General features: G+C 42.8%; 14 protein-coding genes. 12 read left to right on the top strand and 2 right to left on the bottom strand.

Annotated features, from left to right (window positions below; genetic code table 11):
* The first annotated feature begins 54 nt into the window (after positions 1 to 54).
* The 5 genes from ABID99_RS01705 (at position 55) to ABID99_RS01685 (ending at position 3,644) form a co-directional block, all read left to right on the top strand.
* Complete coding sequence (locus tag ABID99_RS01705; RefSeq protein WP_373612661.1) at positions 55 to 636, top strand: thymidine kinase; 582 nt, start codon at positions 55 to 57, stop codon at positions 634 to 636.
* 138 nt (positions 637 to 774) lie between these two features.
* The gene (locus ABID99_RS01700; RefSeq protein ID WP_090528968.1) at positions 775 to 1,143 is read left to right on the top strand and encodes a response regulator; all 369 of its coding nucleotides are present in this window, start codon (positions 775 to 777) and stop codon (positions 1,141 to 1,143) included.
* Between the two features lie 368 nt (positions 1,144 to 1,511).
* Positions 1,512 to 1,838, top strand: coding sequence for a DUF6686 family protein (locus ABID99_RS01695; protein ID WP_090528970.1), 327 nt, complete (start codon positions 1,512 to 1,514; stop codon positions 1,836 to 1,838).
* Positions 1,839 to 2,005: 167 nt separating this feature from the next.
* The gene (locus tag ABID99_RS01690) at positions 2,006 to 2,854 is read left to right on the top strand and encodes a helix-turn-helix domain-containing protein (RefSeq protein ID WP_373612660.1); all 849 of its coding nucleotides are present in this window, start codon (positions 2,006 to 2,008) and stop codon (positions 2,852 to 2,854) included.
* A 76-nt stretch (positions 2,855 to 2,930) separates the two neighbouring features.
* A complete protein-coding gene (locus ABID99_RS01685) occupies positions 2,931 to 3,644 on the top strand; it encodes a hypothetical protein (protein WP_373612659.1) in 714 nt (237 codons plus the stop codon).
* A 305-nt stretch (positions 3,645 to 3,949) separates the two neighbouring features.
* Here the strand turns inward: ABID99_RS01685 and ABID99_RS01680 are convergent, their stop codons facing one another.
* Positions 3,950 to 4,426 carry a T6SS immunity protein Tdi1 domain-containing protein gene (locus ABID99_RS01680; protein ID WP_354485980.1) on the bottom strand — a complete coding sequence of 159 codons (477 nt, stop codon included), beginning with the start codon at positions 4,424 to 4,426 and terminating at the stop codon, positions 3,950 to 3,952.
* Positions 4,427 to 5,168: 742 nt separating this feature from the next.
* Between ABID99_RS01680 and ABID99_RS01675 the strand changes: the two genes are divergently transcribed.
* The 7 genes from ABID99_RS01675 (at position 5,169) to ABID99_RS01645 (ending at position 13,101) form a co-directional block, all read left to right on the top strand.
* Positions 5,169 to 5,933: an ABC transporter ATP-binding protein gene (locus ABID99_RS01675; RefSeq protein WP_176627980.1), complete on the top strand. Its 765-nt coding sequence runs from the start codon at positions 5,169 to 5,171 to the stop codon at positions 5,931 to 5,933.
* Between the two features lie 141 nt (positions 5,934 to 6,074).
* On the top strand, positions 6,075 to 7,199 hold the full coding sequence (locus tag ABID99_RS01670; protein ID WP_090528984.1) for an ABC transporter permease: 1,125 nt from the start codon (positions 6,075 to 6,077) through the stop codon (positions 7,197 to 7,199).
* A gap of 235 nt (positions 7,200 to 7,434) precedes the next feature.
* On the top strand, positions 7,435 to 8,172 hold the full coding sequence (locus ABID99_RS01665; protein ID WP_373612658.1) for a DUF2490 domain-containing protein: 738 nt from the start codon (positions 7,435 to 7,437) through the stop codon (positions 8,170 to 8,172).
* Between the two features lie 404 nt (positions 8,173 to 8,576).
* Positions 8,577 to 9,872, top strand: a complete 1,296-nt coding sequence (eno, locus tag ABID99_RS01660) for a phosphopyruvate hydratase (protein WP_090528991.1) — start codon at positions 8,577 to 8,579, stop codon at positions 9,870 to 9,872.
* A 690-nt stretch (positions 9,873 to 10,562) separates the two neighbouring features.
* The gene (lspA, locus tag ABID99_RS01655; protein ID WP_090528994.1) at positions 10,563 to 11,099 is read left to right on the top strand and encodes a signal peptidase II; all 537 of its coding nucleotides are present in this window, start codon (positions 10,563 to 10,565) and stop codon (positions 11,097 to 11,099) included.
* 153 nt (positions 11,100 to 11,252) lie between these two features.
* Positions 11,253 to 12,614 carry a DEAD/DEAH box helicase gene (locus ABID99_RS01650; protein ID WP_176627978.1) on the top strand — a complete coding sequence of 454 codons (1,362 nt, stop codon included), beginning with the start codon at positions 11,253 to 11,255 and terminating at the stop codon, positions 12,612 to 12,614.
* Between the two features lie 163 nt (positions 12,615 to 12,777).
* On the top strand, positions 12,778 to 13,101 hold the full coding sequence (locus tag ABID99_RS01645) for a septum formation initiator family protein (RefSeq protein WP_254780129.1): 324 nt from the start codon (positions 12,778 to 12,780) through the stop codon (positions 13,099 to 13,101).
* Between the two features lie 103 nt (positions 13,102 to 13,204).
* Here ABID99_RS01645 and ABID99_RS01640 read toward each other — a convergent pair whose 3' ends face one another.
* Positions 13,205 to 15,286 carry a hypothetical protein gene (locus ABID99_RS01640; RefSeq protein ID WP_373612657.1) on the bottom strand — a complete coding sequence of 694 codons (2,082 nt, stop codon included), beginning with the start codon at positions 15,284 to 15,286 and terminating at the stop codon, positions 13,205 to 13,207.
* Positions 15,287 to 15,330: the final 44 nt, after the last annotated feature.

Below are 15,330 nucleotides of genomic sequence, written 5' to 3'. Positions count from 1 at the left end.
TGCTTACCAAAAATAGGATTAAATTCTGATATTTGCCGACTATAAAAGTCATAAATGGTATATCACGAAGAGGTTTTCAGGCGTAAAAGTGAAGTAGGCGGCAGTATTGAGGTTATCTGCGGATCAATGTTCTCGGGCAAAACCGAAGAGCTGATCAGGAGGCTTAACCGTGCCCGCATTGCCAAGCTTAAGGTTGAGATTTTTAGCCCTAAAGCCGATACCCGTTATGGCGAAGATGCCATCATTTCGCACAATGCCAGCAAAATAACTTCTACCCCGGTTGATAGCGCTTCGGCTATTTTACTGCTGGCCAGTGATGCCAATGTAATAGGTGTAGATGAAGCGCAATTTTTTGACGATGAGCTCCCCGAGGTATGTACCGTACTGGCCAACCGCGGCGTACGCGTGATTGTAGCCGGTTTAGATATGGATTTTAAGGGCCGGCCATTTGGCTCTATGCCCAACATTATGGCCATTGCCGAATCGGTAACCAAACTACAGGCCGTTTGCGTAAGGTGTGGCAACCCGGCCCAATACTCGTACCGCCTGGTACATGATAATTCAAAAATATTATTAGGCGAGAAGGAAAGCTATGAGCCCCGCTGCCGGGCCTGCTATAATACCGTTGCAGGTTAACATTTAATTAAATAATATATTTTTTATTTAATACTATAGCTAAAACAAATACCGGGTATTTGATTGTTATGTACTTAAACACAGCAGCTTCAAAAAGAAGGTGCTTTAATTTTAATAAAGTATAAAGCAATCAAGCTTATGGCCAAAAAGGTTTTAGTTATAGAGGACGATAAAGATATTCGCGATACCGTGGTGTATGTATTGGAGGAAGAAGGTTACGAAGTAGTACAATCCGACAATGCCCGAATCCTGCGTACCCTGACTACTATTAACCCCGACCTGATTTTGCTTGATAACTGGCTCACCGATTGGAGCAGTGACGCAAATGGGCAGCAGCTAAGTAAAAGCATAAAAGACAATCCGGCTACCAGCCACATCCCCGTGATCATTATTTCGGCCGTGAGCAATATCAAAGAAATTGCCAAAGCCGGTAACGCCGATGGGTACCTTGCCAAGCCATTTGATCTGACATCACTTTCAGAGATCGTAAAAAAGCATATCAAGTAAGCAACCCTTATCAGTATAAATAAAACGGCCCTCCATTAATTTGAAGGGCCGTTTTGTTAAAAACTACAATCCTCTAAGGAGAAGATTTTGGATAAATATCGTTGATATACAAATACTTAATTAAGCCCCTTCTCTTAAATTCTGAACACATTTTGGAGTTTTCTTTATTTTTATTTGGATTTATTCTAAATAACATATTTCTTTGTTGCTGTTAATACGCTATGCGCAAAATAGTAAGCCGCAAGCCCATTAACAATTATTTGATTATTAATGCTTAAAATATAAAGTCCTGTTCTGTAGTTTAATTGTTTATATCAAACATTTAATCAGCAGAGCAGGCACCAATTCATTTTTAATTACCGGAATTTATGTGCGATGCTAAAATACTCAGCCAAAAGGGAACATCGGTAGTAAGCCGTTGCTCCGAATGCCAATGCCTATTTATATGGCACCATAACCTGATCCTTAGCTTTACACCCGATCAATTTATCCAGTTTAAAAATTTCGCTATCGATCTTGATTTCGGTGATCATTCTTTCCCATTTCCCGACGGACAGGAGCGCGTGGTGATGCGTACGCCGGTCAATGATATCCAGCTTACCTTTACTGTTGATGAATGGGAAGACTTTCATGTTGCTATGGATGAAGCTATTTACATGCAGGAGATTTATGCACTGGTTGATGGCGGTAAATAAATCCCCGAATTATTGTAATTATATAGCTGAAAGCAGAATGCACAAAGCCAAAAGTTAATTTAGCTAAATATTTAACAAATTCCATATAAAATAAATTCCTTAGCCTGGAGAAAATGTACCTCACGGTTAAAGATTGCGTTACCATAATACAATAACTACCCTGCAAAATGAAAGATATCCCTGTACACCAGCTACATGAACGATCAAACATAGGCTTTGAGATCAGGCACTTTGAAAACGGCGAAGATTCAAAAAAAGTGCCGATGGGCGCCCATCGAGACGATCATTACCTGTTTTTTTTGATTGAAAACGGATCAGCATCGCTGATGATAGATTTTAACGAAGTTCATTTTTGCGAAAACACATTTTATTATATTCTGCCGGGACAGGTACATCACCGGATAAATAATGCACTTGCCGGTGGCTGGTATGTAGCCATCGATTCACAGCATATTCCGGCCGACTTTCGGAATATATTTGAAAACCAACTTTTTTTGCAACAGCCTTATCAGCTCAACGATATTGAATTAAAGCAATACCAGCAGCTCCTTTGCCTGTTGCGCGAAAAAAATAGTGAGGATGATAACAGCACTTTCTTTCTACCTGTTTTGCAATCGCTCATACAATCATTTGCCGGCATGGCAGCAGCCACTTTCAGTAACGTTTATACACCCGAAAAGCAGCTTTCAAGGCCGGCACAAATTTCACATCAGTTTAAAAAATTGTTGTTGAGGCATGTGCGCACAATTAAAGGCCCTTCGGCATACGCGGGTATGCTTAATGTTTCCGAATCATATCTTAACGAGGTTTTAAAGAAAACCACCGGTTTCCCGGTAAGTTACTGGATAACTCAGGAAGTAATGCTGGAAGCAAAAAGATTACTATATTACAGCGGCCTCAACGTAAAGGAAATTGCGCATGCACTGGGCTATGATGACCATACCTATTTTTCCCGGCTATTTAAAAAAGCGGCATGCATCACACCTCTTGAGTTCAGGGACAAACACCGTAAATAATCCAATATTTACCCCGAAATTACTATTTCAGGAGGCTAAAATTCAATGTTTCTTTGTAGTATCAAAACACTACACCATGGAAACATCCACTCTTCATAAATTAAAAAGAAAGGCTGGCAGCTTGTTTGAAAACCAACTTTTACAAAGCGGCAGGGTGCTTGAAGTAAGGCATTGGGAGCCGTCGACTATGATTGAGATTGACCTGCATTTACCACAGGCCGATATGCAAAACTGGCACGAAATACCCTACATAAAAATAAAAGTTGATAACCTTACCTACCGCGATTATACCCCAGCCGGCTGGGATGCCGAAACCAGCACCTGCACCCTGTATATTGATGCAGCCCATAGCGGTCCCGGCAGTAAATGGGCTAAACAACTTCAAAAAAACGATACCGTACGCTATTTAAAAATCCGTTCTACCCGGCACGCACCGGCCGGCACCCCGGCCATAATAGGCCTTGGCGATGAAAGCAGCATGGGGCATATGCTGGCCTTACAGCAAATGGTATTACCCGCAACGCGTTTTTCGGGCGCTATAGTTATGGCCGATGAAAATCACAGGGGTTTGTTTGGAGAGTATTTCAAATCGCCGTTAAAGCCTATTGAACGTAATGATGTATACGGCCACCACAGCCTCATCCAGTGGGTAATGGAACAACAGTATAACCTGGAACACTCGGTATTTTACATTGCCGGCAACCATACCATGGTAGGCGAATTACGTAAATTATTAAAACTGCAGGGGTACCCGTCAAGCCAGATTAGGATACAGGGTTTTTGGTCGTAGAAGCTTGTTTAAAAGCGCTTCTCCCTTACCTGAAACTCGTTCACCGACATTTTATGCCGTTTCACCTAAAATAACTGTTCAACAATGAGCTAACGGCACATCTTTGCGGCAAATAACATTATCATGAAAACATTCTACAATCCACTTATAGCTGTGATGATCTCCCTACAGGAGCATACGGTAACCGTTATCCAGGCGTTGGCTAACCTGATCAGTTAATATATTCATCTGCCTATGAAAAACAAAGCCGCTTTGCGATCTTGCAAAGCGGCTTTTTAATATTGAAAATTTATTTGAAACCTCAATTAGTCGACTATTTTAATTTTGACGTTTGTTCCATTGGGTAGATCTTTTATTTGCTCACCAATAATGCCGGTTAATTCGAAATGACCTTTAATATCAACAGGCTTAAGATTGTCAATTGTGTATTCTCCTCCTAAAACCGGCATTTTCTTATAGCTGTAAACCTGGTGATCACCTAAATAAATACAGGCATCTTCAAGTTCCTTTAACAATTTAGGCATGAACCAGTTATCCACTTTTTCATCGTCATTTAAAAAACTGTAAAACTCTTGTTTATTATCAGCAACTTTCGATAAATCACACATATCCGTTGCAAGCCAGTAAATACAATCATCATATTCTATAAAGAACAGATCGCCGAGCTTTGATATCATTAAAATTTCCTTAAAATCTTTTATCAACCATAACCAGGTATCCATTAAGCCGGCAGTATTTATACCGTTTAAATTTATTACAAGCTCATCTAAATAGTAATCCATATAAGTTAGATTGTTAACACCTACTCTCAAAGTTAATATCCCTTCTGAGGTTTTTGCTTTTTACTCTCCAAAGTTTTACCGACGATATCACTTTTTCACCGGCATTTCTCCGATATTTTACCGCTATTCACCGATAGCCGTGCTCGCTTTACCTAATTAAACTAACGGCAGGGTGCCTTTTGTGTGCAATTTTGGATCACTAAACAACAACAAATAAATGCCATGAAAACTTTACTCGCAATTCAATTGATCCATTTAGTTATGAAAGCCGCGGAACATGCCGTTGTTATCGTTCACTCTATCGGTCATTTAATAAAATAATTTCCCGGCACCCCGAGGGATGGTTATTTCATCTTTGATAATCAATAATTAACCATACATGTTATCCTTTAAAAGGGTGAGCATATGAAAAAAGGAGATGAAGTAACCTGGAAATGGGGAAAATCACAAGCTGAAGGCCATATCATTAAAAATACGAAAGGCCGGTAAGCAAAACTATAAAAAGCGCAAAAGTGAGATAAGGCCCCTAACCCCGATAGGCGAACTTTTGCGGAGAGTATTATAAGCCTGGATGATGATCATCCGGGCTTTTCATTTTAAGACATCCGGGGAGCCAGCGCAGGGTTTTCGCAGATGATAAATAATATCAATTACCCATCGCAAAATTCACTTTCACCGTAAAAATTGCGCACTTCGCCGAAAAACTCATGGTTATTTCATGAATGTGATGCATTTTTACCCTATGACAAAACAACCTATCATCACTGTAAACAACCTGGTAAAAAACTATGGCGATTTTGCAGCCGTTAAAGGCATTAGTTTTGAAGTTTATGAAGGCGAGATCTTCGGCCTGCTTGGCCCCAACGGTGCCGGTAAAACAACTACTCTCGAAATCATTGAAACCCTTCGCGAAAAAACATCCGGCAGCATTATTGTTGATGGCTTTGATATTGAAACCGACGCCGATAGCATCAAAAAACGTATAGGCGTACAGTTACAAGCTGCCGGTTATTACCCCAACCTCAACCTGTCGGAGTTGATCGTACTGTTTTCGGGCCTGTACGGTATCGACAAAACACCTATGGAGATGCTGGAAAAAGTTGCTCTTACCGATAAGGCAAAGGCTAAATATAAAGACCTTTCCGGGGGGCAAAAACAGCGTTTTTCTATCGCCACTACATTAATCAATAACCCAAGGATCATATTTCTGGATGAGCCCACAACCGGCCTCGACCCGCAGGCCCGCCGTAACCTTTGGGATTTGATCCGCGAGATCCGCGACCAGGGAACCACCGTAGTGATCACTACCCACTATATGGATGAAGCCGAAGTACTATGCGACCGTGTTGCCTTTGTCGACGGCGGCTACATCATCGGCATTGATACCCCCGATCATTTTATCGACGAGCTTGTAGCCACAGGCTTTGAACGCAAAAAGCAGGTAAAACTGGCCAATCTGGAGGATGTATTCATTAATTTAACCGGCAAGGAATGGCGGGAAGGATAGCCCCCAGCCCCCTGAAGGGGGGAGCCAGTATGCAGTTTTGAGTTTGCAGTTAGCACTCTAAAATGCTCCATGCCCCAATGACGCTGACAGGCAAAATGACTCAATGACCTAATGACGCCTAATGGCAAATGACATAAAAGGATGAACAATAAATACAGCAATACAAAAGCAACCCTGGCCATTGCCAAAGCCAGTTTCCGGTCGATATTACGCAGCCCTTCGGCGGTGGTGTTTACACTGGCTTTCCCCTTGATATTTATCATTGTTTTTGCCAATATTGGGGGTGGCGGTATGTCGATAGATGTGGGCGTAGCCAAAGGCAGCGATACATCCGCCAATAACCCGGTTTACACTGCGCTTAAAAAAAACAAGATCATGCACCTTATCCATGATCAAACGGCTGATGAAATGAGCAAAAACCTGGCAAAAGGTAACCTTGATGCAATACTTGATCTTAAACCTTTTGCTCCACCAGCGTCAATGACCGTTCATGTACAGTACAGCCAGGCATCGGGCGATAAAGGAAGTGTATTAAAATCAGCCCTGAACAACATTTTTTATCGTATTCAGTCGGAAGAATTGAAACGCATTCAGTCGTACACCACAGTTAAAGTCCCCAACCTGATCGACCTTAAAGAAGAAACCATAAGCGGCCGCCCATATAAATACATCGATTTTATTTTACCCGGACAGTTGGGTTTTTCGTTGCTAAGCAGTGGTGTTTTTGGTACAGCTTTTGTATTTCTGAGCTTACGGTTAACATTGGTTATCAAACGCTTTTTTGCAACCCCGGTTAAACGTTACAGCATTGTTTTGGGCGAGGCTATTGCGAGGCTGGCCTTTTCCCTGTTAGGTTCGTTATTTATTATACTGGTCGGGCATTACATGTTTGGTTTTACGCTGATCCACGGTGTAACAACTGTATTAAATATGCTGGTACTTTCGGCCATCGGGTTGATCATTTTCATGGGATTCGGCTTTACTGTATCTGGCATCGCCAAAAACGAAAGTTCGGTGCCACCGCTTTCCAATATTATCACGCTGCCGCAGTTCCTGCTTTCGGGTACTTTTTTTTCAATCACCGCCTTCCCCAACTGGCTGCAATATATCAGCAAGGTGTTACCGCTAACCCATTTAAACGATGCTATGCGTAAAGTGGCTTTTGAGGGCGCGGGCTTAGGTGACGTTACACACCAGTTACTGATTCTTTTTGCCTGGTTTATTGGAATTTATGCGGTAGCGGTAAAAACGTTTAAGTGGGAATAACGGGAAAGATGCAGGATTTTTAGAAATAAGAGCCAGGAATTTGAAATTTATATTGCCGCCCCCCTCGCCGCCTCACTTTATCTCTATGAATTACAATGCAGCCCTACAAATTTTTAAAACGTATGTCTTCACTATAAGCCTCACCTAAACTCTTAACATTATGTTAACATTAACAGTGTTAATATTAACATTAAGATAACATTTAGGAAATATCTTTGCAGAAACAATCTCTGCAATGACAATCAAACCCATTAATTTCATCGCCTTAGTATTTTTTTTGTTAACTATATGTTCATTTACTGTTAAGGCGCAAGATTCAAAAGTAGGCACCTGGGGTATAGTAACGGTAGTTTTACCGGGCGATAGTTCCCACAAATGGGGTGGTTATACCGAGTTTCAAACCCGTACCAATAATGTATTCAGCCAGTTTCAGTATTACGAGGTAAAGGCTGGTGTAAGTTATGATATAGATAGGAACTTTACCGCGCTTTTAGGTACCGGCCGCTACACTACTTTTGATTATATGGATATTGGCAAAGGGCCTACAACTACCGAAACCCGTTTTTGGGAACAGATCACCAGCAACCAGTTCCTGTACCGCATAAAATTGGAACACCGCTACCGGGTAGAGCAGCGCTGGGTCAACGGCGATTACCGTAACCGTTTCCGTTACAGGCTAAATGTGTTTGTGCCTTTAAATAGCACCAAAATTGAAGCCAAAACCTGGTTCATTTCTGTTTTCGACGAAGTATTCCTTAATAATAAGGTACCTAACTTTGAACGTAATCGGATATCGGCCGCAGTAGGTTATCAGTTTGATAAATCATGGATCTTACAGGCTGGCTGGATCAACCAATATAATTATTCGGCTGCCGCTAAAAGCGATAAGGATAATATCATGCTCATCCTGATGTACCGCATCCAGCGCAAAAATGCCGTGCAGCGTGAGCACGTCCCTACTACGAGCGATTAATCACTGTTGAGTGGGATGATTATGTTGATTTTATTTCTGGGATTACACTGATTCTTTTTCTGATTACACCGATTTTTTTTAAACTGAATTAAAAAACCTCCCCACGTTGCCGTGTCTCCACGGCAACCAAATTTCAAACCTTACATGTTGCCGTGGAGACACAGCAACCGGGGAAGCAAGGGAAGAAAAATCCTATAAATCATAAAAATCCACCCAAATCCCGGTTCAGACATCCGTTTTCATGAAAAAACCACTCATTCTATATTAATTTCATGTTAAATCGCATCATTAATTGCCTATAATCGTTACAAATACAAAATTTCAATTGCGTTTTCCTTATTTACGCATTAACTTAGCCGCCGTTATTAATAGTATTCATTCAAACCACACTCTGACAATTCACTATGAGCATAATAATTGATGTGCATGCCCGCCAGATCTTAGATTCGCGCGGTAACCCTACTATTGAGGTAGAAGTTTTAACCGAAAACGGCGCATTTGGTCGCGCTGCTGTACCTTCAGGTGCATCAACCGGCGTTCACGAAGCTGTTGAGCTTCGCGATAACGACAAATCAAAATACATGGGCAAAGGCGTTTTAAAAGCCGTTGAAAATGTAAACGAAGTTTTAGCTCCTGAATTAAAAGGTATCGATGTGTTTGAACAAAATGCTATCGACGCTTTGATGATTGAGATTGACGGTACCGAAAACAAAGGTAAAATTGGTGCCAATGCTATTTTAGGTGTTTCATTAGCTGTAGCTAAAGCTGCTGCCCAGGAAAGCCGCCAGCCTTTATACCGCTACATTGGTGGTGTAAATGCTAACACGCTGCCAATCCCGATGATGAACATCGTTAACGGTGGTTCACACTCTGATGCGCCTATCGCTTTCCAGGAATTTATGATCATGCCGGTTGGCGCTCCTTCATTCTCTGAAGCTTTACGTTGGGGTACCGAAGTATTCCACAACCTGAAAAAGATCCTTCACGATCGCGGTCTTTCAACTGCAGTAGGTGACGAAGGTGGTTTTGCTCCAACTTTTGAAGGTACTGAAGATGGTGTTGAAACCATTTTGAAAGCTATTGAAAAAGCAGGTTACAAAGCTGGTGAAGATATCTTCATCGCGTTTGACTGTGCTGCTTCTGAATTTTACAAAGACGGTAAATACGACTATACTAAATTTGAAGGCGAAAAAGGTGCTATCCGCACCAGCGCTGAGCAAGCTGATTACCTTGCCGAATTAGTTGCAAAATACCCTGTTATCTCTATCGAAGACGGTATGGCCGAAGACGATTGGGAAGGATGGAAAATCTTAACCGACAAAATTGGTAAAAAAGTACAGTTAGTAGGTGACGATTTATTTGTAACCAACACTAAACGTTTACAAAGAGGTGTTAGCGAAGGCATTGCAAACTCAATCCTGGTAAAAGTAAACCAAATTGGTTCATTAACCGAAACTATCAATGCGGTTACTTTAGCTCAAACCAACGGCTTCACCTCAGTAATGAGCCACCGCTCTGGCGAAACTGAAGATTCGACCATTGCTGACCTTGCTGTTGCATTAAATTGCGGCCAGATCAAAACCGGTTCGGCTTCACGTTCAGACAGGATCGCTAAATACAACCAGTTGTTACGTATCGAAGAAGAATTAGGCGCTAACGCCAAATTCATCGGTAAAGATTTCAAATACTTTAAAAAGTAATTTTTTGACGATGTGAAAAGCCATCTGTGTAAAGCAGGTGGCTTTTTTTGTTTTAGCTAAAAAAAGAGGGCCGTCACCCTGAGCCCGTCGAAGGGTCGCGCGCAGAGGCCTGCCCACATGCTTCGAGGACCTACCCATGACAAGATAAAAAATATGGTTTTTCGCAGCAGATCAGCTTCGGGTGAAAACGAGCAGAACGATGCTGGGCGGTGCGGCTGCAGGGGCATAGCAAGTTTTTGCAGAAGCGGAGGCATTGCGTGCGAGTCGGGGCAAAATAATTGCAGCCCGTGGTTCTATTCGTTTTGCAGGGTGAAGGCCGCGCTGATGGCTATGGGTCCAGGTTGTGCGCAAAGAAGCCTCTCTGCTGCAAGCCTTTTTGGTTACTTTTGTGGCGACAAAAGTAACTGGCCCCGCGCGGCCAAGAGCGCGACGATGTAAGTCAAATACTAATGAAGCCCGTTACCAGCCTGTCGGGGATTGCTTCATTCCTTACAGCAATGACGTGAACGCAGATGTCATTTCACCTTCAGAGGCCACGGATTTAAACACTCAGACTGACACCCTGACAGATGTGCATTGTTATAGTTATCTATCTCAATCACCTATTTTTTTATACCTTTGCCTCCTGCAACTAAAGCCATATAATTAAACTAAGGCAACCACGTTATAATAACTTGTTAAAATAAACTAATGAACAAAAAAGGGATTTTGAGGATATTGGGTATAGTGCTGGTATTAGTTTTAAGCATCGGGCTTGACAGGGTTACTAAAATTTACGTTAGGGAGCATATTCACATCAGCGATAACATTTTTGTTATCAAAAACTTTTTCACCATTCTGCATGCCGAAAACACGGGAGCTTTTTTAAGTCTTGGCGATTCGCTGCAAAACCCATGGAAATTCATCCTGCTATCATTGCTGCCCTTACTGGCCCTTGCCTTTGGCGTTTTTTATGTCATGCTAAAACCATCAATAGGTAAATTAACCACCACAGGTATCGTTTTGGTTATTGCCGGTGGCGCAGGTAACCTCTACGACAGGATGCTTTATGGCAGCGTAACAGATTTTATGCACATGAACTTCGGAATCTTCCAAACAGGCGTATTTAATGTGGCCGACGTATCCATTATGATAGGTATGGGCTTAATCCTGCTGGAATCATGGCAAAAGGACCGTAAGGCCAAAAAGGAACAAGGAACTCCTGATACCGAAACGCTGGCAGCCTAATCCAGTGTAGTTCTTGCTCTTAAAAATTTCTTAACAATAAAAAGCGTATCTTTGCAGCTAATTACCCGTTCGCTTACGGTTTTGAGCCCAGCAAACTCTTCAGATCCGCTTATGCTTTCGCGTTAGCACATTATATATTACAAACAATCAAGAATGTCATTCGAAAATTTAAATTTAATTGAGCCAATCCTCAAGGCTTTAAAAACAGAGGGATATACCACACCTACTCCAATACAGGCACAAGCCATTCCTATTATATTACAACACCAGGATTTATTGGGCTGTGCCCAAACAGGCACCGGCAAAACCGCGGCTTTTGCTATCCCTACCCTGCAATTATTACACCAGGACAGGATAGCCCACAAAGAGCAAAAAACCATTAAAGCATTGGTTTTAACCCCAACCCGCGAGCTTGCCCTTCAAATTGGTGAAAGTTTTACCAATTATGGCAAACATACAGGCCTTAAAAACCTCGTAATATTTGGCGGCGTATCACAAAACCCTCAGGTTGATGCTTTGCGTCGCGGTGTTGATATTTTAGTGGCAACCCCGGGGCGTTTGCTGGATTTAATGAACCAGCGTTATGTTCACCTGGAGCATGTTAAATTCCTGATACTGGATGAAGCCGACCGTATGTTAGATATGGGCTTTGTTAACGATGTTAAAAAGATCATAGCTAAAGTACCGGCAAAAAGGCAAACACTGTTCTTTTCGGCCACCATGCCAAAAGAGATCCAAAGCCTGGCAGATAGTATCCTGAATAACCCCGAAAAAGTTGAAGTTACCCCGGTTTCATCAACTGCGGATACCATTCAGCAAGCAGTTTATTATGTGGATAAGGGAGATAAGAAATCGTTGCTGATCCACATCCTGAAAGATAAGGACATTAAAACCGTTTTGGTATTTACCCGTACCAAACACGGTGCAGATAAAGTGGTTAAAGACCTGAACCGTGTAGGTATCACTGCCGAAGCCATCCACGGTAATAAATCACAAAATGCAAGGCAGCGTGCTTTAACTAACTTTAAAAACCGCACAACCCGAGTATTAATAGCTACAGATATCGCGGCCCGTGGTATTGATATTGATGACCTTACACACGTTATCAACTATGAGTTGCCAAACGTACCCGAAACTTATGTGCACCGTATTGGCCGTACGGGCCGGGCTGGTGCCAATGGCATAGCATTTTCATTTTGCGATGCTGAAGAGCTGGAATTTTTGAAAGATATCCACAAGCTGATAGCCAAACAGATCCCGATTGAGGAAGGGCATCCGTACCCGCTTAGTCCAGCAGCTATGGCAGCCAAAATAAACGAAGCGCCTAAAAAAGGTGGCTCAGGCGGTGGTCAACGCGGTGGTGGTGGTCGCGGCGGTAACCGCAGGTCTGGAGGGGGCGGCAATAATCGTTCGGCAGGCAACAGCCGCTCCGGCGGCAATAAAAGATCAGGCGGCAGCCGTTCAGAGGCTGGTCGCGGTGGCGCCAGCGGTATGAGTGGAGCTAAAAGAGGATAAATATTAAGTTGATTAAGTGAATGGTTGATTAAGTGAGTAGTTATAATCTCCGAAAACCAACCACTCACCTAATCAACTCAATCAACCATTCACCGCAAAAAACTTTCCTGTTAATAAGTTAATAAGCATATTTGTAACGGTCGAAAAAATTAAATAGCTTTAAATGAAAATTATCCAGCCGGTATCAATGAAACGCCTTATAGATCTTTTCAAGAACAAGTTTTTCCTGGTTACCATTGCTTTTGTGGTGTGGATGATATTTTTTGACAGGAACGATCTTTTTTCGCAATACCAATACCACCAGCAGGTTAAAAAACTAAGGCTTGAGCGCGATTTCTACAAAGCCCAAACCGACCAGGTGACCAAAGAGCTTAAAGAATTGACCACCAACCCACAGCAAATGGAAAAATTTGCCCGCGAAAAGTACCTCATGAAAAAAGCCAATGAGGATGTTTATGTGGTGGTGCCGGAAAGTAAGGATAAGTAAATGACGAAATACGGAGCTTTAAAGAGCGCCGGACTGTGCGATTCCCTGCTTTTTTTCTTTTCTCTTCTTGTCTCTTACATCTCATCGTCTTGACTCTACTACCCTACACTTCTCCTTCCCGCTTCCTCAAAAACCACTCAGTTGATAACAGCAGCAGGATCAATACAAACAGCCATTTCAGATCTATCAAATCGCTGTAATGCTTATCTTCATAAACCACCGTTTTGATATTCTCATTTTTGGCGATCAGGTCGGCAAGCTGGCTTAGCTGCGATGGTTTGATCATTTGCCCGCCGCTTTGTTTGGCCAGGGTATTAAGCAATGTATGATTGGCGGCGCTTTGGCGGGTTTCGAGGTTAAGCGGTTTTATGGTGAATTGCCCGGTAGCTTTAAACTCTTGTTTGCCGTTTTGGGTTGATGCGTTGTAGGTGTATTCGCCAATGGGGAGGGTACCTGCATCAAGTTGATAGCTTTGCCCGGTGCGCGTAAACAGGAAGCTATAGTTTTTCCCGGCCGTGCTTTTCAGCTCTATCTTTACATCAGGGGTATTGATCAACTCAAGGGCTTCATTATATAATTCAGCATTAAGGATCACGCTTTCCCCTTCATCAAATACATTACGGGCCGGATAAACACGAAAACGCTGGCGATTGGCATTGGCAGTTAAATACTGCACCGTTTGACTCAGCAATTCATCAATAGCGTTGCGGTTACCATAGTTTTGATATTCGGCCAGCTGCCAGCGCCACAGGCCTTCACCGGTTAATACGGCAATACGCCGGCCGGCCTCATCGCCAAAGGCCAGTAAAGGATAGGTAGTAGCTACAGCTCCAATCTTTTGCTTCAATAAAACTGAAGCACCTGCAGCGGTTCCGTAACTGCCGAACGGCGCTATTAATGGCGGAAAGGCTGTAATCTTTTTTCGCGCTGAATCGGAGAGGGTGAAAGCTGTAAAATCATTGGTTGGGAGGGGCATCACCTCCTGCGTTTCAGCACGGCCTGCGCTTATGCGTACCGTGTTTTGCTCACTGTTAAGGGACTGCAGGTTACTTTGTGAACCAACGATATACCAAACCGGCGTTTTGCTCTTAGCAATAAAGCTTTTTACCGGCGGGTATTCGTCTGCCGAAAGCTGGTACAGGATCACCAGGCTATAATCTGCCGGTTTAATGCTTGCAGCATCAGCAAGCGAACTTGCCTTTACCTCAAAGTTTTTATTGGTTTCGATAGCCTGTTTAATCACCGTTAAATCGGGATGCGGACCGTTGTATAGCAGCAGCACCTTTTGCCGGGCATCAAGCACTTCCACATAAATAGTTTCGGTATTGTTTTGGATGGACAGCTCGTTCTTAACAGGAGCAATGCTGATGCTATATTTTCTGAGGCCTTTTTTAGCAGCGTTCAGTTTTATGGGGACGATCTTTTTAAAATCGTTTCCGGTTACCGCAATGCTTTGGGCGTACACCTGTTTACCATCTTCGGTAACCGACAGGTTCATGTTTTCGCCCTTGCTTTGGTAGGCCGTAGCAAGCACTTCTATCACAAAATCGTTCCCTAAAAAGGCCGTTTTGTTATAATTTACGTTGCCGATGAGCAGATCGCGTTTGGCAGTGGTATCGCCAAGGGCTATGGTGTAGATGCTGGTTTTGATATTCCTGGCCTCATACTGCGGATCATTACCCTGGTTGTATAAACCGTCAGTTGCCAATATCAGCGCACCGATGTTTTGATTAGTGAACCTGTCGTTAAGTTGGTGCAGCGCACTTGCTATATTGGTTTGCTTACCGTTAAAGTTTTTTGAAAGACCGGGATGCAGGGCTTTGTCAAAATTAAATTCCTGCACATCATACTTGTCGCCAAGTTCTTGTTTTAGTTTAGCCAGATCATCGACAAAAGCAGATGAGTTAAAGCCTGCAGATTTAAAAGTATTCACGGACGACGAATTATCCTGCGCTATAAGCACTAAAGGCTTTTGCGGCTCGTATTTCACCGTTTTTACCAGGGGAGATATGAGCAGCACCGTTATAAAAAACACGGTTACCGCCCGGATAGCGGCAAGCACATAGCGTAAGTTTTTACTTAGGTCAACCGGCTTGCGGTACATGAGCCAGGCATATGCCAAACCCAGTAATAAGCCGGCAGGCAACCACCATCCCGAAACAGAACCCCATGTAAGTGAAAACATTTGTAGCTATAGTATCATCAGGGCGCAGATCATCCGGCCCAATA

This window comes from Mucilaginibacter sp. OAE612, assembly GCF_041806395.1.
GTDB classification, from domain to species: Bacteria; Bacteroidota; Bacteroidia; order Sphingobacteriales; family Sphingobacteriaceae; genus Mucilaginibacter; species Mucilaginibacter rubeus.
Note: the sequence above shows the minus strand (reverse complement) of the source record. Positions and strands in the feature narration are given on the sequence as shown.